This window comes from Pseudomonas cedrina subsp. cedrina (assembly GCF_001983175.1).
GTDB classification, from domain to species: domain Bacteria; phylum Pseudomonadota; class Gammaproteobacteria; order Pseudomonadales; family Pseudomonadaceae; genus Aquipseudomonas; species Aquipseudomonas cedrina.
This window is the reverse complement of sequence record NZ_MNPW01000006.1, coordinates 403050-422669: the sequence shown is the minus strand read 5'-3', so window position 1 is coordinate 422669 and position 19620 is coordinate 403050. Positions and strand designations below refer to the sequence as shown.

At 61.3% G+C, this 19620-nt stretch carries 21 protein-coding genes; 7 read left to right on the top strand and 14 right to left on the bottom strand.

Annotated features, from left to right (window positions below; translation table 11 throughout):
• Window positions 1-109: 109 nt before the first annotated feature.
• From BLL36_RS15240 to prlC, 8 genes are all read right to left on the bottom strand, one after another.
• Window positions 110-1657 (bottom strand): SulP family inorganic anion transporter, encoded by a 1548-nt coding sequence (locus BLL36_RS15240; protein WP_076952209.1) that lies wholly within the window; start codon window positions 1655-1657, stop codon window positions 110-112.
• Window positions 1658-1742: 85 nt separating this feature from the next.
• Window positions 1743-2474, bottom strand: a complete 732-nt coding sequence (locus BLL36_RS15235; RefSeq protein WP_076952208.1) for a carbonic anhydrase — start codon at window positions 2472-2474, stop codon at window positions 1743-1745.
• 227 nt (window positions 2475-2701) lie between these two features.
• Window positions 2702-3760 (bottom strand): PA0069 family radical SAM protein, encoded by a 1059-nt coding sequence (locus BLL36_RS15230; protein ID WP_076952207.1) that lies wholly within the window; start codon window positions 3758-3760, stop codon window positions 2702-2704.
• A gap of 81 nt (window positions 3761-3841) precedes the next feature.
• A complete protein-coding gene (locus BLL36_RS15225; RefSeq protein WP_076952206.1) occupies window positions 3842-5152 on the bottom strand; it encodes a cytochrome c in 1311 nt (436 codons plus the stop codon).
• A 12-nt stretch (window positions 5153-5164) separates the two neighbouring features.
• On the bottom strand, window positions 5165-6949 hold the full coding sequence (locus BLL36_RS15220; RefSeq protein ID WP_076952205.1) for a GMC family oxidoreductase: 1785 nt from the start codon (window positions 6947-6949) through the stop codon (window positions 5165-5167).
• Window positions 6950-6951: 2 nt separating this feature from the next.
• Window positions 6952-7704: a gluconate 2-dehydrogenase subunit 3 family protein gene (locus BLL36_RS15215; protein WP_076952204.1), complete on the bottom strand. Its 753-nt coding sequence runs from the start codon at window positions 7702-7704 to the stop codon at window positions 6952-6954.
• A 250-nt stretch (window positions 7705-7954) separates the two neighbouring features.
• Entirely contained in the window at window positions 7955-8230 is a 276-nt protein-coding gene (locus BLL36_RS15210; protein WP_065880359.1) for a YheV family putative zinc ribbon protein, read from the bottom strand.
• A complete protein-coding gene (gene prlC / locus BLL36_RS15205) occupies window positions 8227-10278 on the bottom strand; it encodes an oligopeptidase A (protein WP_076952203.1) in 2052 nt (683 codons plus the stop codon). The genes BLL36_RS15210 and prlC overlap by 4 nt, the downstream gene beginning before the upstream one ends.
• 101 nt (window positions 10279-10379) lie before the next feature.
• Here prlC and BLL36_RS15200 point away from each other — a divergent pair, with 101 nt between their 5' ends.
• Both BLL36_RS15200 and BLL36_RS15195 read left to right on the top strand, forming a co-directional pair.
• Window positions 10380-10922 carry a gamma carbonic anhydrase family protein gene (locus BLL36_RS15200; protein WP_076952202.1) on the top strand — a complete coding sequence of 181 codons (543 nt, stop codon included), beginning with the start codon at window positions 10380-10382 and terminating at the stop codon, window positions 10920-10922.
• Window positions 10919-11578 (top strand): HAD family hydrolase, encoded by a 660-nt coding sequence (locus BLL36_RS15195; RefSeq protein ID WP_076952201.1) that lies wholly within the window; start codon window positions 10919-10921, stop codon window positions 11576-11578. Before BLL36_RS15200 ends, BLL36_RS15195 begins: the two co-directional genes overlap by 4 nt.
• 86 nt (window positions 11579-11664) lie before the next feature.
• Here BLL36_RS15195 and BLL36_RS15190 read toward each other — a convergent pair whose 3' ends face one another.
• On the bottom strand, window positions 11665-12708 hold the full coding sequence (locus tag BLL36_RS15190; protein ID WP_076952200.1) for an aminopeptidase: 1044 nt from the start codon (window positions 12706-12708) through the stop codon (window positions 11665-11667).
• 145 nt (window positions 12709-12853) lie between these two features.
• Between BLL36_RS15190 and BLL36_RS15185 the strand changes: the two genes are divergently transcribed.
• Window positions 12854-13276: a PA0061/PA0062 family lipoprotein gene (locus BLL36_RS15185; protein WP_076952199.1), complete on the top strand. Its 423-nt coding sequence runs from the start codon at window positions 12854-12856 to the stop codon at window positions 13274-13276.
• On the opposite strand, the gene BLL36_RS15180 is transcribed toward BLL36_RS15185, so the two are convergent.
• Window positions 13277-13516, bottom strand: coding sequence for a DUF1161 domain-containing protein (locus BLL36_RS15180; RefSeq protein WP_057725723.1), 240 nt, complete (start codon window positions 13514-13516; stop codon window positions 13277-13279).
• Between the two features lie 219 nt (window positions 13517-13735).
• Window positions 13736-14167, bottom strand: coding sequence for an OsmC family protein (locus BLL36_RS15175; RefSeq protein WP_076952198.1), 432 nt, complete (start codon window positions 14165-14167; stop codon window positions 13736-13738).
• Between the two features lie 217 nt (window positions 14168-14384).
• On the opposite strand from BLL36_RS15175, the gene BLL36_RS15170 reads away from it, so the two are divergent.
• The gene (locus BLL36_RS15170; protein WP_076952197.1) at window positions 14385-15386 is read left to right on the top strand and encodes an LLM class flavin-dependent oxidoreductase; all 1002 of its coding nucleotides are present in this window, start codon (window positions 14385-14387) and stop codon (window positions 15384-15386) included.
• A 58-nt stretch (window positions 15387-15444) separates the two neighbouring features.
• On the opposite strand, the gene BLL36_RS15165 is transcribed toward BLL36_RS15170, so the two are convergent.
• Window positions 15445-15669 (bottom strand): DUF1161 domain-containing protein, encoded by a 225-nt coding sequence (locus BLL36_RS15165; protein WP_076952196.1) that lies wholly within the window; start codon window positions 15667-15669, stop codon window positions 15445-15447.
• A gap of 114 nt (window positions 15670-15783) precedes the next feature.
• Complete coding sequence (locus BLL36_RS15160) at window positions 15784-15999, bottom strand: dodecin (protein WP_076952195.1); 216 nt, start codon at window positions 15997-15999, stop codon at window positions 15784-15786.
• 157 nt (window positions 16000-16156) lie between these two features.
• Between BLL36_RS15160 and BLL36_RS15155 the strand changes: the two genes are divergently transcribed.
• On the top strand, window positions 16157-16483 hold the full coding sequence (locus tag BLL36_RS15155) for a DUF883 family protein (RefSeq protein ID WP_003170746.1): 327 nt from the start codon (window positions 16157-16159) through the stop codon (window positions 16481-16483).
• An 11-nt stretch (window positions 16484-16494) separates the two neighbouring features.
• On the opposite strand, the gene BLL36_RS15150 is transcribed toward BLL36_RS15155, so the two are convergent.
• On the bottom strand, window positions 16495-17391 hold the full coding sequence (locus BLL36_RS15150) for a LysR family transcriptional regulator (RefSeq protein WP_076952194.1): 897 nt from the start codon (window positions 17389-17391) through the stop codon (window positions 16495-16497).
• 109 nt (window positions 17392-17500) lie between these two features.
• Between BLL36_RS15150 and trpB the strand changes: the two genes are divergently transcribed.
• Together trpB and trpA are read left to right on the top strand one after the other, a co-directional pair.
• Window positions 17501-18727 carry a tryptophan synthase subunit beta gene (gene trpB / locus BLL36_RS15145; RefSeq protein ID WP_076952193.1) on the top strand — a complete coding sequence of 409 codons (1227 nt, stop codon included), beginning with the start codon at window positions 17501-17503 and terminating at the stop codon, window positions 18725-18727.
• Window positions 18727-19536: a tryptophan synthase subunit alpha gene (gene trpA, locus BLL36_RS15140; protein WP_076952192.1), complete on the top strand. Its 810-nt coding sequence runs from the start codon at window positions 18727-18729 to the stop codon at window positions 19534-19536. Before trpB ends, trpA begins: the two co-directional genes overlap by 1 nt.
• Window positions 19537-19620 lie beyond the last annotated feature (84 nt).

The window sequence follows — 19620 nt, the reverse complement described above, 5'->3', positions numbered from 1 at the left end:
TGGGAGCCGGGCTTGCCCGCGATGGGATCACCTGGGTTTTTCAGTTATACCGAGGCGATTCCATCGCAGGCAAGCCAGCTCCCACACAAGCATTTTTGATTCGGTTTCGTCAGCTTACAGATGCCGCTGAACCTACCCCCGTCGTCATCCGCACCCGGCCTTCCAGCCGGCGCTTGAGCCCACGCGCCTCGATGACCAGCTTGGAGCCTTTGGCCGCGTTGGCACGCCCCCATTCTTCCAGCAGTTCCAGGCAAGAATGGTCGATATAGCTCAGATTATTCAGCGGCACGTGCAAGGTCGTTCCTGCCGGCACCGTCGCCAACACCTGGGTCAACGCCGGCACTTTCAGGAAAGTAGCCGCCCCCGTCAGGCGTAACTCCATCTCAGCCTCCTGCGGCAGGTCGATCAGGCTGACTTTCAGCCTCGACGCCTTGAACGCCAGCTTCACCAACGTCAACCCGAAGCCCACCAGCACGCCGGTCAGCAGGTCGGTGAGGATGATCGCCAGCGCCGTGGCGGCGTAGGTAAACATAGGCATCCGCCCGTAGCGGCCCAGTGCCTTGAACGCCTTGATGTCCACCAGCTTGATCCCGGTGTACACCAACACGCCCGCCAGGCTCGCCACCGGAATGCTTTGCAGCACACTCGACAGCAGCAGCACGAACGCCAGCAACCACAACCCGTGGAACATTGCCGACAAACGCGTGGTGGCACCGGCCTGCACGTTGGCCGAGCTGCGCACGATCACGCCCGTCATCGGCAACGCGCCAACCAGCCCGCAAAGCATGTTGCCTACACCTTGAGCGGATAATTCCTTGTCGAAATCAGAACGCTGACCGCTGTGCATGCGATCGACCGCCGCGGCGGACAGCAGGGTCTCGGCACTGGCGATAAAAGCCACGGCGAACGCGGCGATCAACAGCTGCGGATCGGCGAGGTTCAGCAAGTCGCTGGGACGCAGCCAATCAATGGCATCGGCGAGGTTTTCCGGGACTTCCACGCGCTTGACCTGCAACGCCAGCACCAGGCTGGCCACGGTGGTCAGGCCCACGCCCAACAAGGCACCCGGTACAAAGCGCAGACCTTGCGGACGAAATTTATCCCATACGTACATCACCAGCATCGTCGACAAACCGAGCAGTCCTGCCTGCCAGCCCAGGCCACCGCCCAGGGCCGGAATCGCGTCAGCCAAAGCCGCCGGGAAACCTGCCAGGTTATCCAGCCCGGAAGGCTTGGGTGCGCCGTCGAGCATCACGTGGATCTGCGACAGCACAATCAAAACGCCAATGCCTGCCAGCATGCCGTACACCACGGCAGGGGCCGTCACGCGGAACCAGCAACCCAGGCGCAAACGCCCGGCAACCAGTTGCAGAAACCCCGCCAGCAACAGAATCGGCCCGAGCATCAGCATGCCGTGCTGGCGCACCAACTCAAAGACCAACACCGCCAGGCCCGCCGCCGGTCCGCTGACCTGCAGCGGCGAACCCGCCAGCCAACCCACCACCAGGCCACCGATGATGCCGGTGATCAGCCCCTTGGCCGGCGGCATGCCGGAAGCGATCGCGATACCCATGCACAGGGGCAGGGCGACCAGAAAAACAACCACGGAAGCCAGCAGCTCCCGTGGCAATACAGCTTTCAATTGAGCAGCACGCATGATGGCTCTCCCGAGGCATTTGCCGGGCGCGGTAAAGCCTGGCTGCGTCCATGGCAGCCACCGCTTTACCCGGCAGGGAAGTGTTTTAGAAGCGCGCTTTAGGCGTCGCGCAAGGGATCGGCCCGTCGCCACCCAGCGGTCGGAACGCCGACTGGTCCGCGTCAAAGGCTCTGATTTCGCTGGTTTCGATGTTGTAGATCCAGCCATGGATGAACAACTGACCATTGGCCATGCGTGACGCCACGGAAGGGTGGGTGCGCAAGTGTTGCAACTGGGCGATGACGTTTTCTTCGGTCAGCACCTTCATGCTCTCGCCTTCGCTTGCGCAGTCGCAGTTGTCGTGCACCATGGTCTTGGCGACCTCGGCATGCCGCAGCCAGGCCTTGACCGTCGGCATTTTCTCCAGGCTGTCGGGGTTGAGTACCGCGCGCATCGCGCCGCAATCGGAGTGGCCGCAGACAATGATGTGCTGCACGCCCAAGGCGAGCACCGCATACTCGATGGCGGTGGACACACCACCGTTCATCTGGCCGTACGGCGGTACTACGTTACCGACGTTACGCGTCACGAACAGGTCGCCCGGGGAGCTTTGGGTGATCAGCTCGGGCACGATGCGCGAGTCGGCACAGGTAATGAACATCGCCCGTGGGCTCTGGGCCGTGGCGAGTTTCTTGAAGAGTTCTTCCTGCTGCGGGAAGACGTCATGATGGAAATGCAAAAAACCGTCAACGATGTGCTTAAGCGCTGCATCGGCGGTTTCCGCCACCTGAGGGGTCGAAGCCGACGCAGCCAACGGCTGTTTATCCTGGTCACTCATGATTCATCCTCTTGATTAATGCAGGGGGAGTGTTCAGGGCAATTCGACGCCAGGTCAGTGCAATAGTTGTAAATGCCAAAAACCGAGGCGCCGACTCATCAGTCACTCGCTGAACAAGGTAACCACCGAAACTTAACTCAAACTGAATGAACCGCTCTAGAACGCGGGTTTCAGTGATGTCAAAACGCGACTATTCCTACAAGGACTTCGCGTTTCGCCTCTTCAGTCTACAACAAAGCCATCTGCCTGCCCGGTGGGCAAAACGCCGTGCAATCGAGATTGAAGCCTTCCCGCCGGTTCAGCCCCAGGCGCTTGATCGCCTTGCTGAACCGCTGGGCCAGCAGATCGGCAAACGGCCCTTCGCCACGCATGCGCACGCCGAAACGGCTGTCGTAGACCTCACCACCGCGCACCTGGCGAACCAGGCTCATCACATGGGCCGCCCGCTGCGGGTAATGCGCCGCCAACCACTCCTCGAACAGCGGCGCCACCTCCAGCGGCAGGCGCAGCATCATGTACGCTGCGCTTTGCGCGCCGGCGGCATGGGCTTCGGTCAGCAGGCTCTCCAGCTCACTGTCGTTGATCATCGGGATCATCGGCGAGCACAGCACCCCCACCGGGATACCCGCCTCGCGCATCACCCGGATGGCCCGCAACCGCGCCTTGGGCGCCGCCGTGCGGGGTTCCAGGATGCGCTTGAGCTCATCGTCCAGGCTGGTGAGGCTGATCATCACGGCCACCAGACGCTGGCGCGCCAGCTCGGTCAGCAGATCAAGATCACGCAGGATCAGCGAGCCCTTGGTAATGATGGTCACCGGATGCCGGTAGCGCAGCAGCACTTCGAGGGTTTGCCGGGTGATCCGGTACTCGCGCTCGATCGGCTGATAGGGGTCGGTGTTGGAGCCCAGGTTGATCGGGGCGCACACATAGCCGGGTTTGGATAACTGCTGTTCCAGCACATCGGCGGCGTTGCTCTTGGCGATCAACCGGGTTTCGAAATCGAGCCCCGGCGACATGTCCCAATAGGCATGGCTGGGCCGCGCATAGCAGTAGATGCAGCCATGTTCGCAGCCCCGGTAGGGGTTGATCGAGCGGTCGAACGGCAGGTCCGGCGAGTTGTTACGGGTGATGATGGTCTTGGCCGTTTCGATACGCACCTCGGTGCCCTGGGTCGGCGGCACTTCCTGGTACCAGCCGTCATCCTCGGCCACGCTGACCGTGGGCGCAAAGCGGTTGTGCAGGTTGGTGGCCGTGCCCCGGCCACGGGGCGGCAGCGGAGTAGACATGAAAACGCCTCGATACTGTTTTTATATACAGTACCGAGGCGCAAGGTTTCTGACCAGTGCCGTTTGGCGGTCAGGCATGCATCAATGCTTTTGCGTGACTTGGCCCAGGTCGTCGCCGGAAGTGGTGTGCATATCGTTGTCGCGCAGGGCCTTCACCTCGCCGGCGGTCACGGGCGCGCCCTGGTTGCCCCAACTGCCCCGGATGAAACTGACGACATCCGCCACTTCCTGGTCCGACAGACGCCAGGCAAATGCCGGCATGGTGAAGGTCGACGGCGCCGCATGGGTAGCCGGCAGGGTGCCGCCGTTCAACACGATGTTGATCAGCGACGTGGCGTCCGCCGTCTGCAGCACCGGGTTGCCCGCCAGCGCCGGGAACACCCGCGTGTACCCATGGCCGTCGGTACGATGGCAAGCCGCGCAGTTATCGATATACACCGAGGCTCCGCGCTGGCGGTCATCGCCTTTCCACAAGGCGTCTGCGACCTGCTTGTCGTACTGGTGCGGCTGGTCCTTGGGATCTACCGCCGGCAGGCTCTTGAGGTAACGGGCGATAGCTGTCAGGTCGTTTTCCGACATGTACTGCATGCTGTGGACCACAACGTCGCTCATGCCGCCAAACACTGCGCTGCGATCACTGCGCCCGGTCTTGAGGAATTGCACCAATTGTTCCTCGCTCCAACCGCCGAGGCCGTCCTTGTGGTCGCCGCGCAGGCTCTTGGCAATCCAGCCTTCCAGCGGCGCGCTGCCGGACAGGAACGCGTTGCCGTCCGTGGCGCGCAGGGCTTTTTCCTGCATGGTCAGCGCCCGTGGCGTATGGCACGCACCGCAGTGGCCGAGGCCTTCGACCAGGTAGGCGCCACGGCTGATCACCGGGTCGGCATTGGCCGGTGCCTGGTAATCCGCAACCTCGGGCGCGAACATCCAGCGCCACGCCGCCAAGGGCCAACGCATGCTCAAGGGCCATGGAATATCGCTGTCCTTGTTTTCCTGGGCGACCGGCTCGACGCCCTTCATGAAATACGCATACAACGCTTGCATGTCGCTTTCGCTGACACGCGCGTAAGACGGGTAGGGCATCGCCGGGTAAAGCGTACTGCCGCTCTTGGCGACGCCATGGCGCACGGCCTTGTCGAAGTCTTCGAAGCTGTAGTCGCCCAGGCCAGTCTTGTCCGGGGTGATGTTGGTGGAGTAGATCACGCCGATGGGGGTTTCCATCGGCAGGCCGCCCGCGAAGGGTTTGCCACCCTTGGCCGTGTGGCAGGCCACGCAGTCACCGGCGCGGGCCAGGTATTCGCCCTGCTTGACCAGGTCGGTTTCGGCGGCGCTCACCGAACAACTGCTGAGCCACACCAGGGAGGCCGCGAAGGTCGCGATAACAAGTGCTTTCATGGTCATCGCTCCTTATGCCTGAACCAGCGGGCCGGGGTTTTTCAAGTATTGCTCGCGGATCGCCCGGGCCGACCAATAGGTCAGCGCCGCCACCAGGCCGGTCGGGTTGTAGCCCAAGCCTTGTGGGAAAGCGGATGCACCTGGAACAAACACGTTGTGCACATCCCAGCATTGCAGGTAGCGGTTCAATGCACTGGTTTTCGGGTCGGTACCCATGATCGCGCCGCCGTTGAGGTGGGTGGTCTGGTACGACGCGGTGTTGAAATGCTCACCGACCTTCTTGCCGAGCAAGGCAATGGCCTTGGGGTTCATCGCTTCGGCGACCTTGCTCATTTTCTCGACCATGAAGCGGTTCATCTTGATGTCGTTTTCCTGCCAGTCGAACGTCATCCGCAGCAACGGCAGGCCGTAGGCATCACGATAAACCGGGTCCAGATCCAGGTAGTTGCCTCGGTAGGACTGATGCGCGCCGTGGGCATCCATCGACACCTGGTGGGTGTAGTAATCGGCGGTGGCGCGCTTCCAGGCGCTGCCCCAGGCCGGCGTGCCCGGCGGGTTGGACGTACCGGCAATCGGCCGGCTGCCGGCCTGGTTGACCCACATCGGCGAGCCGCCCACAAAGCCATGGGGGCCGTGGTCGAAGTTGTCGGCGTTGAAGTCATCGATGGCCACGCCATTGCCGCCCGCACCGATGAAGTTGTTGGTGTGGGTGTCTTTGTCGAAGAAGGCCTTGATGGTGGCCATGTTCTGGTAGGCGAAGTTCCTGCCCACCACACCCTCATTGGTAATCGGGTCGTAGGGCTTGCCGATCCCGGACAACAGCATCAGCCGCACATTATGGAACTGGAACGCACCGAGGATGACCAGGTCCGCCGGCTGTTCGCATTCGCGCCCCTGGGCGTCGATATAGGTCACGCCGGTGGCCTTGCTCCCGGTGCTGTCGAGGTTGACCTTGAGCACGTGGGAATTGGCCCGCAGCTCGAAGTTCGGCACCTGGCGCAACGCTGGCAGGATGTTCACATTCGGCGAGGCCTTGGAATACATGTAGCACACGTAGCCGCTGCAGAAACCGCAGAAGTTGCACGGGCCCATCTGCGCACCGTAGGGGTTGGTGTAGGGCCCCGAGGTATTGGCTGAGGGCAAATTGTAAGGTTTGTAACCGACCTCGGCCGCCGCTTTCTGGAACAGCTGTGCGGAGACGGTGTTTTTCTGCGAGGCCAGCGGAAACGGGTTGGAGCGATCCGGCGCATAGGGGTTGCCGCCACGGCCTTCGCCGACCAATTGGCCTTTTACGGTCCAGGCTTGGCCGGAGGTGCCGAAGACTTTTTCGGCGTAGTCGAAAAACGGCTCCAGCTCTTCATAACTGACACCGAAGTCCTGGATGGTCATGTCTTTGGGAATGAAGTGTTTGCCGTAGCGCTCTTCGTAGTGGCTGCGCATGCGCAACTCGATCGGATCGACACGAAAATGCACGCCGGACCAGTGCAGCCCCGCGCCGCCGACGCCATTGCCTGGCAAAAACGCGCCCAGCTGACGGTTCGGCAGTGCAACATCATTCACGCTGTGGCGAATGGTCACCGTTTCCTTGGAAATGTCCTGGAAGAGCTTTTTACGCACGCTGTAGGTCAATTCGTCGATGACCTGGGGATAGCTGCCGTCCGGGTACGTGTCCTGCATCGGGCCACGTTCCAGCGCCAGCACGTTGAGGCCCGCTTCCGTCAGCTCTTTGGCCATGATCGCGCCGGTCCAGCCGAAACCTACGATCACCGCGTCTACTTTCTTCATGATGGTCGCCACGTTTATGCCCTCTCGCCGCGCATGGAAACAGCCGGGAAGGGGTAAGGCTCGTTACGTTCCACCCAGTCCATGAAGTCGGCGCGGGCGCCGGGGAAGCCGATCATGGTCCAGCCGACCATGCCTTTGTTGCCACCGTGGATTGGGTCGCAGAAGAAGCCTTCCTTGGTGTTTTGCAGCAGCAGGTTGAAGAACATCTTGGGCGGCACGGCATCGAAATGTGCGCCCAACTCACCACCGCCAGCCTCCAGGCGACGCAGCATGTCGTCTCGGGTAGCGCTGTCTTGCGCGGCAAAAGCTTTACCGTTGAACGCCTTCGACCATGCATCCGTCGCGGCAATGCCCAGGCGATAAATGTCCTTGGGCACCAATTTGCTCTGCCAGCCCATTTCCGGCGGTGCATCGGCGTTGAACGGGCCTTGCATGAACCACAGGGCGCCGCTGGCGTACGGCGTGTTCATCTGGCGGTCGATGTATTCCGGCGCGCCCGCTTCCAACGCGCCTGGCCCTTGAGCGTCAGCGGGGATCAAGCGCTCGACGGCGGCGTTGATGAAAGCCCATTCCTCAGCCGTGAAGTAAGTCGGCTCGTAAGCTTTGTCGCTCACGTCAGGCTTGGCTGGCGCGGCCTGGGCCGGCTCAGGCGTAGCCATCAGCATCGAGCCACCCAGGCCCGTGCTGGCAACCGTGACCACCGGGATCAAGGTCAAGGATTTGCGCAGAAAGTCACGCCGGGGGTTGTCTTGATCTTGATCAGACATGGTGGCACCTCATCATGTGGTCACGGATTTATCAGCGGCTTCTAGTGAGCGGCTTGGGTTTTTGCAATCAATGGATACAAATGATAGCAGGCTAACGATGATAGGGATCGATCCAGCGACCTAAGTCGAATAAAGGCGGGCAAAAAAAGTGGGAGCTGGCTTGCCTGCGATGCTGGCGCCTCGGTTCTTCAGTCAGACCGAGGTGACGCTATCGCAGGCAAGTCAGCTCCCACCTTGGGAGGGGAAGGCTTTAGTCTTTTTTCAGCTTGGGGTTCGGGAAGAACTGCACGGCCTGGATTTTTGGGTCCGCCGGCGCTTTGAGCGCCGAGGTGTTGACCCGCGTACCCAATTCCTTGGGCACCGACAGGCCCTGGTCATTGAGCGTGTCGGTATAACCGCAGGCCACGCATTCACGGTGCGGCACGTTGTCTTCGGTCCACATCTTGAGCTTGTCCGGCTCGCTGCACGCCGGGCACACAGCCCCGGCGATAAATTGCTTTTTGGTGATCACAGGCCCTTCACTCATGCTGCTGCGTCCTCACTCAGGCCGCTGTGGCGCAAGAGTGCGTCAATCGACGGCGCACGTCCGCGGAAGTTGACAAACAGCACCATCGGCGCCTGGGAACCGCCACGCGCCAGGATAGCTTCGCGGAAGGCACGGCCGGTCTCGGCGTTGAGTACGCCGTCTTCTTCAAACTTGGAAAAGGCATCCGCCGACAGCACTTCGGCCCATTTGTAGCTGTAGTAACCGGCCGCATAACCACCGGCGAAGATGTGCGCAAAGCTATTCGGGAAGCGGTTGTAGGCCGGCGGACGCATTACCGAGACTTCGTCGCGCACGCCTTCGAGCACCTGCGCCACGCTGCGGCCGTCGCCGTGGGTGGCGTGCAGTTCAAAGTCGAACAGCGAGAATTCCAGCTGGCGCACCATCATCAGGCCAGATTGGAAGTTCTTCGCCGCGAGCATTTTTTCCAGCAGGTCCTGGGGCAGCGGCTCACCGGTTTCATAGTGGCCGGAGATCAGCGCCAGGCCTTCAGGCTCCCAGCACCAGTTCTCCATGAACTGGCTCGGCAACTCCACCGCATCCCAGGCCACGCCGTTGATACCGGACACACCGGCGTGTTCGACACGGGTCAGCAGATGATGCAAGCCGTGGCCGAACTCGTGGAACAGCGTCGTCACTTCATCGTGGGTCAGCAGGGCAGGCTTGCCGCTGTCGGCCGGGGTGAAGTTGCACACCAAGTTGGCCACCGGGCTCTGCAGCACGCCGTCGACGGTGCGGCGACGGTCGCGGGCGCCGTCCATCCAGGCACCGCCACGCTTGTTGGCGCGGGCGTACAGGTCGAAGAAGAAGCGGCCGACGTGCTGGCCGTTTTCCTTGATTTCGAACAGGCGAACGTCCGGATGCCAGGTGTCGAAGCCTTTCTGCTCGGCGATCTCGATGCCGTACAGGCGTTGCACGATGGCGAACAGGCCGCCCAGCACTCTATCGATGGGGAAGTAAGCGCGCAGGGCTTCCTGGGACACGCTGTAGCGCTGCTCACGCAGTTTTTCGCCATAGAAACCGCTGTCCCAGCTCTGCAGGTCGGCACAGCCTTGCTCGGCGGCGTAAGCCTTGAGCTGTTGCAGGTCCTGGGCGGCAAACGGCTTGCTGCGCTTGGCCAGGTCACGCAGGAAACTGAGCACCTGGTCACTGGATTCGGCCATCTTGGTCGCCAGGCTCAGCTCGGAGAAGGACGCATAACCCAGCAGTTGGGCCAGTTCCTGACGCAAGTCGAGGATCTGTTCCATCACCGGGCCGTTATCGTTCTGACCCGCATTCGGACCTTGGTCCGACGCACGGGTGCAGTAGGCCGCGTAGATTTCTTCGCGCAGGGCGCGATCCTGGGCGTAGGTCATTACCGCGTAGTAGCTGGGGAACTCCAGGGTGATCAACCAGCCTTCAAGGCCCTTGGCCTGGGCGGCGGCGGCCATTTGCGCCTTGGCCGAGTCGGTCAGGCCGGCGAGGGTGGCCTCATCGGTGACGTGCTTGGTCCATGCCTGGGTAGCATCCAGCAACTGGTTGGAGAACTTGCTGCCCAGTTCGGACAGTTTGCTCTGCACTTCGGCGTAGCGCTTTTGCTGCTCGGGCGGCAAATCGATACCCGACAAACGGAAGTCACGCAGGGCGTGTTCCAGGATGGTTTTTTGCGCCACGTCGAAACCGGCGGCTTCCGGGCTGTTGGCCAAGGCTTCGAACGCCTGGAACAGGGCGCGGTTCTGGCCCATTTCGGTGGAATAGGCGCTCAACGCCGGCAAACACGCCTCATAGGCCTCGCGAAGCTCGGCGCTGTTGCACACGGCGTTGAGGTGGCTGACGGGGCTCCAGGCGGCGCCCAGGCGATCATTGAGTTCGTCCATCGCCAGCACCAGCCCGGCCCATGTCGGATTTTTACCCTGGCTTTGCAGGATGCCTTCGATGGCGACACGGTTGTCGGCGAGGATCTGTTCGATGGCCGGCTGGACGTGCTCGGCACGGATCGCCGAAAACGGCGGCAGATCGTAGGACTGCAGAAGCGGGTTGTTCGCGCTCACGGTTGGCACCTTGGCTGAAGAAACTGATAAGACAAAGATGGGGCCATCTTAATTACAATCAACACCCACCGCAGCTATCAGCAAAAGAGAGAGAGGCTATCGTGACCCTTCGCACCTATCAGAACCACACGCCAACCCTGGGCGCCGGGGCTTTTGTCGATATTTCGGCGGTGGTGATCGGCGATGTCGAAATCGGCACCGACAGCTCGGTCTGGCCGCTGACCGTTATTCGCGGCGACATGCACCGCATCCGCATCGGTGCGCGCACCAGCGTGCAGGATGGCTGCGTATTGCACATCACCCACGCCGGACCTTTCAATCCGGGTGGTTTCCCACTGCTGATCGGCGATGACGTGACCATCGCCCACAAAGTCATGCTGCACGGCTGCACAGTGGGCAACCGCATCCTGATCGGCATGGGCAGCATCGTCATGGACGGCGCGGTGGTCGAGGACGACGTGATCATCGGCGCCGGCAGCCTGGTGCCGCCGGGCAAGACACTGCAAAGCGGCTTCTTGTATGTTGGCAGCCCGGTCAAACAGGTCCGCGCGTTGACGGACAAGGAACGCGCCTTTTTCACCTACAGCGCCGCGAACTACGTGAAGCTCAAGGACCTGCACCTGGCTGAAGGATTCGACCGATGACCCTGCGCCACCCAACAGTCCTGTTCGACCTGGACGGCACCCTCACCGACCCACGCGAAGGCATCACCCGCTCGATTCAGTACGCCCTCGCCAAATTGGGCATCGACGAGCCGGACCTGAGCAAACTCGAACACTTCATCGGCCCGCCCTTGCTGCAAGCCTTCATGCAGTTCTATGGCTTCGACGAAGCCAAGGCGTGGGAGGCGGTGAATTTCTATCGCGAGCGTTTCAAGGTCACCGGGCTGTATGAAAACCGCGTGTTCGACGGCGTAATGCCGCTGCTCGAAGACTTGAGCAGCCAAGGCCGCCAACTCTACGTTGCCACCTCAAAGCCATGGGTGTTCGCACGCGAAATTGCCCGCCACTTTGATTTTGCCAAGCACTTCAAGGTGATCTACGGCAGTGAGCTGGACGGCACGCGCACCAACAAGGTCGAGCTGATCGCTCACCTGATGCGGGAGGAAAGGCTGGACCCGGCGGCTACCTTGATGATCGGCGACCGCAAGCACGACCTGATCGGCGCGCGCAGCAATGGGCTGGATTCGGTGGCCGTGGGGTATGGCTTTGGTAGTTTCGAGGAACTGAATGCAGAGGCGCCGACCTGGCACTTCGAGACGTTGGCGCAGATGCATCAGGCGTTTTTGCACGAGTCTTGAGACCGCCATCGCAGGCAAGCCAGCTCCCACATTTTGACCGGTGTACATAAGACCAATGTGGGAGCTGGCTTGCCTGCGAAGAGGCCCTACAGGCCAACTCCCTCTAACTGTTTCAGCGCCGCTTTACGCTGCACCGCCGGCAACCCGCCCATCTTCTCCACCGCCGCATAGAACCTCACCCAATCCCCATCTTCCTGCCGAAACAGCGCCGCAAACGCCGGCACCCACCGGTCATACAACCCAAACGGCAACAACCGCGCGTTGTTCATTGGCTGGTTGATCCAGGCGTCATAGCGTTTGTCACCGCCCCACTGACTGTCGCGCAGTTGCCGGTACTCGCTGCGCAAACGCTCGAATTGCGCCGCCTTGGCCCGGCGCATCGCATCGGTTGCCAGAGGCTGGGCGTAGAGCTTTTCCAAGCGTTGACGGGTATCCAGGACCAACTGGATAAACTGGTCACGCTGCTTTGACGCCGACAGACTCTGCGGCGCCAGGCCTCGCGCGGCACGCCACTGGCGAGTGCCTTCCTGCTCGACGAAGCTGGCAAACGACTCGTTGAACTCGGTGTCGTCCTTCACGTAGAAACGCTGGTGCGCCAGTTCATGGAAGATCAGCGTGGCCAGACGCTCATCACCCCAGTGCATCATCGAATTCATGATCGGGTCGTTGAACCACCCCAAGGTGGAATACGCCTCAACGCCGCCTATCGATACGTCCATGCCTTGCTGCTTCAACAACGCAGCTTCGCCGCGCGCCGCGCCTTGGTTGTAATAACCGCGATAGGCCACACAGCCGGCGATGGGGAAGCAATGGGTTTGCGGTGACAGGGAAAACTCCTGCGTGGCGAACACATTCCAGACCACATAAGGCCGCCCAATATCGGCGTACAACCTGTAACTCTGGTTGTCGGGAAGATGCAGATGCTCACTGGCGAACGTGCGCGCTTTTTGCGACTGCACCAGGTGCTCGCGCAACAGCGGTGGGCGGGAAGGGTCGGCAATGACCTGCGCCACCGGCTCGCGGGCGCGCAGCAATTGCAACTGACCGCTGGCCAATTGGCCGTAATAACTGACGCTGGAACAGCCGCTGAGCAATACAACCATCAACCCTGGAAAAAAACGCCTGACCATGCCCCGACCGCTCCTGGGTAATTTGCCCGCCAGACTATCGCGCCTGGACGGAATTTTTCCATGGCTGACGGTGTTTATACTGAGTAGGGAGTCTGCTGCGGTTGGCGTCAGGCTCATCTCTTTGGCCCAACGTTGAGTGCCTGCCATGCGCCAGCTATTGCTTCCCGTCGTTGCCCTGTTCCTCAGTGCCTGCACCACAACCCCCGTACCGCCGAGGGATCCGCAACAGGCCTGGGTCGATTTCACCACCCCGACGCCGGGGGCGAAGATGGTGATGGCGCAGCGTCTGGATGGAAAAAACCTCGACGACGGGCGTTATTTCCAGATGCCGCCCGGCCCTCATGAGTTGATGGTGCGCTTCGACTTCGAGGTGCCTGCCGGCGGCGGTTTGGGCGGGCTCAGCCAGACGATGTACCGCACCTGCTTCATGACCCTGGCGTACGACCATTTCCAGGCCGGGCAGCGTTATGTGCTGGAAGGCCGCTCGCTGGCCTTCACACCCAATATCCGGCTGTATGACTCGGCGCGTCAGTTATTGGCCGAAGAGCGCAGCGTCAACTGCATCTGATCAGTCGTTGTTCTTCTGATAGATGATGCGCTTGGTACCGTTTTCGCACGAACCCACAATCATCGCGCTGTCGTGGTTCTTGGCTTCTTCGGCGGTGATGATTTCCAGGGTGTAGGAGGGAATAGCCTTGGCCTGGATGTTGACTTCAATTTCCTTGCGAAGCTCTTCGCAGTCTTTTGGAGCGGCCACGGCCGACGTGGCCAAGACACCGCAGATGACCGCCAAAGCAAAACGTTTCATGTGTGTAGCTCCCTGAATGCATTGCGCACGGGTGTGCGTCTAAGGCTGCATAGGCTATAGGACCACATCCATGAAACACGAGTTCTGATTTAACGCAGAACTAATGTGGGAGCTGGCTTGCCCGCGATAGCATCACCAAGGTGTGACTGATACACCGCGGTGCCTGCATCGCAGGCAAGCCAGCTCCCACACCAGCCAGCTTCCAATTGAAACCTTGTGTCAGCTAACCAGGGTGGCATCCAGGGTGATGGTTGCATTCAGCACTTTGGACACTGGGCACCCTTCCTTGGCCTTTTTGCTCAGCTCATCGAACTGCGCCTGGCTGGCGCCTGGGATCTTGGCCTTGAGGATCAGCTTCACGGCAGTGATGGCAAAGCCGCCTTCCACTTGGTCCAGGGTCACCTCGGCCTGAGTGTCGATGCTGTCAGCCTTGAGCCCGGCATCGCCGAGAATCATGGAAAACGCCATGGAGAAACAGCCGGCGTGGGCCGCACCGATCAGTTCTTCCGGGTTGGTGCCCTTACCACCTTCGAAACGAGCCTTGAAGCCGTAGGGCGCTTCACGCAGTACGCCCGTTTCCGTAGAAATGGAGCCCAGGCCTGTCTTCAGGTCACCTTCCCAATGCGCGGATGCTTTTTTAACGATACTCATAGCGGTCTCCTCGAACGGTGGTTTTGCGTTAGTAGAGTTCTGAGGATAGAAGCTCTGGCAAAGTTCACCTCGTCGGAGAAACCTAGTAAACCAGTAGGAAATTTCATAGGTTGCTATTGAATCTCGGGTATATGCCCTCATTGCATAGAACATGCACATGAAGCGGCAGGTTTTGGTTCGTTTAAAAAGCCTGCGCCCCCATTGGAGAAGCAGGCTTATGAAATCGCTGTCCGACGTAAAATTCTCGACCCTGGACCTGGTGCCCGTGCGCGCCAACGGCAGCCCGGCGCAGTCACTGCGCAATTCCCTGGACCTGGCCCAGCATGTGGAAAAGTTCGGCTACACCCGTTTCTGGGTGGCTGAACACCACAACATGGACGGCATCGCCAGTTCGGCCACCTCGGTATTGCTGGGTTACCTGGCCGGTGGCACCTCGACGATTCGCGTCGGTTCCGGCGGTGTGATGCTGCCCAACCACGCGCCGCTGGTAATCGCCGAACAATTCGGCACCCTGGAAAGCCTCTACCCCGGCCGCATCGACCTGGGCCTGGGCCGCGCGCCCGGTTCCGACCAGATGACCGCCCGCGCCCTGCGCCGTGAGCGCTCAGGCAGTGCCGACGACTTCCCGGAAGATGTTGCCGAGCTGATGGCCTACCTGGGCCCACGCACGCCAGATCAACGGGTCATCGCGGTTCCCGGCACCGGCACCAACGTGCCTGTCTGGCTGCTGGGCTCCAGCTTGTTCAGCGCCCAGCTGGCAGGCGAACGCGGCTTGCCCTACGCCTTCGCCTCGCATTTCGCGCCGCGCTTGATGCATGAGGCGATTCGCGTCTACCGCAACCACTTCAAGCCCTCTGCCGTGCTGGACAAGCCCTACGTCATGCTCGGCATTCCGTTGGTGGCGGCGGACACCGACGAACAGGCCGACTACCTGGCCACCTCGGTGTACCAACGCATCCTCGCGCTGATGCGCGGCCAGAGCCTGGTGCAGCGCCCACCGGTGGACAGCATGGATGGCCTGTGGCTGCCCCATGAAAAAGACGCGGTCGGCGGTTTCCTCGGCCTGGCCATGGTCGGCGGCCCGGCGAAGATCCGCGCCAAGCTGGAAGTTTTGATCGAGCAGACCGGCGCAGACGAGCTGATTTTCACCAGCGATCTGTATGAACATGCTGACCGAATTCATTCCTACAAACTACTGGCGCAAGTGATGAAGGGCTGAACCCGAGGCGAAAAAAAACCGACGCACGCGCGTCGGTTTTTTATATCTGCAACACGGGTCAACCGCGCTTGTAGACGATTTCCTTGGTGCCGCCTTCGCAACTGCCGACCACGTCGCCGTCCGCCGCTGCGCCTTTGTCCACCACTTCCAGCGAATAACCCGAGGCGCCCTTGGCGTCGATTTTCGCTGCGATTTCACTTTTGAGCTCTTCACAAGGCTTGCCCGCCGCCAAGGCTGTGCCTGCAATGCTCAACAAACCTACTGCCAACAAGAACTTCTTCATCCGTTACTTCCTTGCGCTGATCGAATAGAACGCGCCGACGCTTTCGCATCGGCACCCCAACGGTGTAGCGCAGGTTATGGCAATCGGCCAGTCAGCAAAGTTCAACTCAGCGGATCAACTGCTGGCAATTCGGAATCCCACCTTGAGTGTGACTTGGTAGTGGGCAACCTTGCCGTCTTCGATATGCCCACGGGTTTCAGTCACTTCAAACCATTCCAGGTGCTTGAGGCTCTTGCTGGCTTCAGCCAGGGCATTCTGGATCGCATCTTCGATGGTGGTGGTGGACGAGCCCACCAGTTCGACTTTCTTGTAGGTGTGATGATCGGTCATGGTTTTTCTCCTTAAGGGACGTTTATGGAGCCTAGCAGTCAATCTTCGTACTGCTTCAGGCGGCCGTTGCGCCTGGAAAGTTCAGATTTACTGCACTTTCCGAGACCGGCGCAGTCGGTATCTACACACGCCACTCAATCACGTCAGGAGAGTCCAAATGGCCAACACTTCTTTACGCAAAGCGTCACTGGAAAGCATGGAAGCCGAGATTTCGAGCCTGCTCAAGTCCCTTGAGAGCCTCAAGGACGATGCGTCCGACGAGTCGCGCAAAACGCTGAAGGCCCTGAAAAGCAATGCCGAGAATGCGCTCAAGCACTCGCGCCATCTGATCAGCGACGCCTACGAAGAAAGCAAAGTCAAAATCCGCGAAACCGGCGTTGCTACCCGGGATTACGCCCAGGAACACCCATGGACTACAGCCGGTGTCGCTGTAGGCGCACTGGGGCTGCTGGCGGCCTATCTGCTGTGCAAACGCGGTGACTGATTTTTTACCGGCTACAGGGGCTGGCGCACCAGCTCAGCCTTGAGCCACTGCGCCAGTTGCCCGGCGCGCCCATCCGCGGCGCGCTTGGGCAGCCACAACGCCAGGTGCGCCGGGGTTTCGCTGAACCCCCACGGCGCCACCAGGCGACCCGCCCGCACGTCCTCGGCGACCAGCGGCTGCGGCGCAATCGCCACGCCCAATCCGGCCACCGCCGCCTCCAGCAAATAATACAAATGCTCAAACCCCTGGCCGTGTTTCAACGCGCCCGGCGCGATCCCGTGTTGCTGCGCCCAGCTGGGCCAGGCCTGCGGGCGCGATGTGGTGTGCAGCAACGCTTCACTGCACAACGCGGCGGCAGGCGCCTGGCGCAAACGCTCATAGCCGGCAAAGCGCGGGCTCATCACCGGGCCGATACGTTCGCTGGCCAGCTCAAACACCTGCATGTCCGCCGGCCATGGCGGCTCGGCGAACAGCAGCAGGGCATCGAGACCCGGCCGCCTGGGGTCAAGATCCCCGTCGCCCGCCGAAAGGTGCAGGCGCAGGTCCGGCAGGTCCGCATTCAAGCGGCCCAGGCGCGGAATCAACCAGCGCGCCAGCAAACTGCCCGAGCAGCCGAGTACGAAGGGCGCGTCGGCGCTGGCCTGGGTCAATTCAGCACACACATCCCTTAACCGCTCAAACGCCTCGGCGCTGACATCGCGTAAGCGGACGCCGGAATCTGTGAGTTTAAGGCCGCGCCCATCCTTAATAAAAAGGCTGACACCCAAGTGTTCTTCCAACACCTTCAACTGGCGGCTGACGGCGCCGTGAGTGACGTGCAATTGCTCGGCTGCCTGGCTGACGCTGTTGAGCCGCGCGGTGGCTTCAAACGCGCGCAGCGCATTAAGGGGTGGAAGGTTTCGGCTCATCTGTGAGTTTTCCTGACAGGTTACGGCGATCTTATCGGTTTTCAGCGTAGCGCGTCAGGGGTAGAGTGGCCCTCATTGTTTCTTACACCCCATTTTCCTGGAGCGTCCCATGACTCAGTCCCAGACCGATCTACGCAACGGCCCAGACGCCAACGGCCTGTTCGGTGCGTTCGGCGGCCGCTACGTCGCGGAAACCCTGATGCCGTTGATCCTCGACCTGGCCCGCGAGTACGAAGCCGCCAAGATCGATCCGGCGTTCAATAAGGAATTGGCCTACTTCCAGCGCGACTACGTCGGCCGCCCTAGCCCGCTGTACTTCGCCGAGCGCCTGACCGAGTTCTGCGGCGGCGCCAAGATCTACCTCAAGCGCGAAGAGCTGAACCACACCGGCGCGCACAAGATCAACAACTGCATCGGCCAGATCCTGCTGGCACGGCGCATGGGCAAAAAACGCATCATCGCCGAGACCGGCGCCGGCATGCACGGCGTGGCTACCGCCACCGTGGCGGCGCGTTTTGGCCTGCAATGTGTGATCTACATGGGCACCACCGACATCGAGCGCCAGCAGGCCAACGTGTTCCGCATGAAGCTGCTGGGCGCCGAAGTGATCCCGGTGGTGGCCGGCACCGGCACCCTCAAGGACGCGATGAACGAAGCCCTGCGTGACTGGGTAACCAACGTCGACGACACCTTCTACCTGATCGGCACCGTGGCCGGCCCACACCCTTACCCGGCCATGGTGCGCGACTTCCAGGCCGTGATCGGCAAGGAAACCCGCGACCAGATGCAAGCCCAGGAGGGCCGCCTGCCCGACAGCCTGGTCGCATGCATCGGCGGCGGCTCCAACGCCATGGGCCTGTTCCACCCGTTCCTGGATGATAAAACCGTGGAGATCATCGGCGTTGAAGCGGCCGGCCACGGCATCGAAACCGGCAAGCACGCCGCCAGCCTCAACGGCGGCGTACCCGGCGTACTGCACGGCAACCGCACCTTCCTGTTGCAGGACGATGACGGCCAGATCATCGATGCCCATTCGATTTCCGCCGGCCTCGATTATCCCGGTATCGGCCCGGAACACGCCTGGTTGCATGACATCGGCCGCGTCCAGTACACCTCGGTCACCGATGACGAAGCCCTCGATGCCTTCCACAAATGCTGCCGCCTGGAGGGGATTATTCCTGCACTGGAAAGCGCACACGCCCTGGCTGAGGTGTTCAAACGCGCACCGAGCCTGCCCAAGGATCACCTGATGGTGATCAACCTGTCCGGCCGAGGCGACAAAGACATGCAGACGGTCATGCATCACATGGAACAGTCTAAGCAGGAGAAACACTGATGAGCCGCCTGCAAACCCGCTTCGCGCAGCTTAAAGAACAGAATCGCGCCGCCCTGGTGACCTTCGTCACCGCCGGCGACCCCGGTTATGACACCTCCCTGGCGATCCTCAAGGGATTGCCAGCCGCCGGTGCCGACGTGATCGAGCTGGGCATGCCCTTCACCGATCCAATGGCCGACGGCCCGGCCATTCAATTGGCCAACATCCGCGCACTGGAAGCCAAGCAGAACCTGGCGAAAACCCTGCAGATGGTTCGCGAGTTCCGCAAGGACAACAACGATACGCCGCTGGTGTTGATGGGCTACTTCAACCCGATCCACAAATACGGCGTGCCGCAGTTCATCGCCGACGCCAAGGAAGCCGGCGTCGACGGCCTGATCGTGGTCGACATGCCGCCCGAGCATAACGGCGAACTGTGCGACCCGGCCCAGGCCGCCGGCATCGACTTTATCCGCCTGACCACGCCGACGACCGATGACGTACGCCTGCCGACCGTGCTCAACGGCAGTTCCGGCTTTGTGTACTACGTGTCGGTGGCCGGTGTGACCGGTGCCGGGGCCGCTACCTTGGAACACGTCGAAGAGGCCGTGACCCGCCTGCGTCGCCATACCGACCTGCCAATCAGCATCGGCTTCGGTATCCGCACGCCGGAGCAAGCGGCGGCCATTGCGCGCCTGGCCGACGGCGTGGTGGTGGGTTCGGCGCTGATCGATCACATCGCCAGCGCCAGCAGCGCCCAGCAGGCGATCGATGGCGTATTGAGCCATTGCGCGGCGCTGTCCGAAGGCGTGCGCAACGCTCGTCGGTAAGCGTGCCTGTCTGGATTCTTGCGCTAGGCTTGTGGGGTGACATGCCGTCACCCCACAAGCACTTCATGCCTATTGCCGTCTAAC

Excerpts from the sequence above, each read along its gene's own strand:
- BLL36_RS15230 (WP_076952207.1), bottom strand. The coding sequence starts at position 3,760 with ATGTCTACTCCGCTGCCGCCCCGTGGCCGGGGCACGGCCACCAACCTG.
- BLL36_RS15195 (WP_076952201.1), top strand. The coding sequence starts at position 10,919 with ATGACCCTGCGCCACCCAACAGTCCTGTTCGACCTGGACGGCACCCTC.
- BLL36_RS15225 (WP_076952206.1), bottom strand. The coding sequence starts at position 5,152 with ATGAAAGCACTTGTTATCGCGACCTTCGCGGCCTCCCTGGTGTGGCTC.
- BLL36_RS15160 (WP_076952195.1), bottom strand. The coding sequence starts at position 15,999 with ATGACCGATCATCACACCTACAAGAAAGTCGAACTGGTGGGCTCGTCC.
- trpA (WP_076952192.1), top strand. The coding sequence starts at position 18,727 with ATGAGCCGCCTGCAAACCCGCTTCGCGCAGCTTAAAGAACAGAATCGC.
- BLL36_RS15240 (WP_076952209.1), bottom strand. The coding sequence starts at position 1,657 with ATGCGTGCTGCTCAATTGAAAGCTGTATTGCCACGGGAGCTGCTGGCT.
- BLL36_RS15180 (WP_057725723.1), bottom strand. The coding sequence starts at position 13,516 with ATGAAACGTTTTGCTTTGGCGGTCATCTGCGGTGTCTTGGCCACGTCG.
- BLL36_RS15210 (WP_065880359.1), bottom strand. The coding sequence starts at position 8,230 with ATGAGTGAAGGGCCTGTGATCACCAAAAAGCAATTTATCGCCGGGGCT.
- BLL36_RS15155 (WP_003170746.1), top strand. The coding sequence starts at position 16,157 with ATGGCCAACACTTCTTTACGCAAAGCGTCACTGGAAAGCATGGAAGCC.
- BLL36_RS15175 (WP_076952198.1), bottom strand. The coding sequence starts at position 14,167 with ATGAGTATCGTTAAAAAAGCATCCGCGCATTGGGAAGGTGACCTGAAG.
- BLL36_RS15215 (WP_076952204.1), bottom strand. The coding sequence starts at position 7,704 with ATGTCTGATCAAGATCAAGACAACCCCCGGCGTGACTTTCTGCGCAAA.
- BLL36_RS15235 (WP_076952208.1), bottom strand. The coding sequence starts at position 2,474 with ATGAGTGACCAGGATAAACAGCCGTTGGCTGCGTCGGCTTCGACCCCT.
- BLL36_RS15190 (WP_076952200.1), bottom strand. The coding sequence starts at position 12,708 with ATGGTCAGGCGTTTTTTTCCAGGGTTGATGGTTGTATTGCTCAGCGGC.
- BLL36_RS15170 (WP_076952197.1), top strand. The coding sequence starts at position 14,385 with ATGAAATCGCTGTCCGACGTAAAATTCTCGACCCTGGACCTGGTGCCC.
- trpB (WP_076952193.1), top strand. The coding sequence starts at position 17,501 with ATGACTCAGTCCCAGACCGATCTACGCAACGGCCCAGACGCCAACGGC.
- BLL36_RS15165 (WP_076952196.1), bottom strand. The coding sequence starts at position 15,669 with ATGAAGAAGTTCTTGTTGGCAGTAGGTTTGTTGAGCATTGCAGGCACA.
- BLL36_RS15150 (WP_076952194.1), bottom strand. The coding sequence starts at position 17,391 with ATGAGCCGAAACCTTCCACCCCTTAATGCGCTGCGCGCGTTTGAAGCC.
- BLL36_RS15185 (WP_076952199.1), top strand. The coding sequence starts at position 12,854 with ATGCGCCAGCTATTGCTTCCCGTCGTTGCCCTGTTCCTCAGTGCCTGC.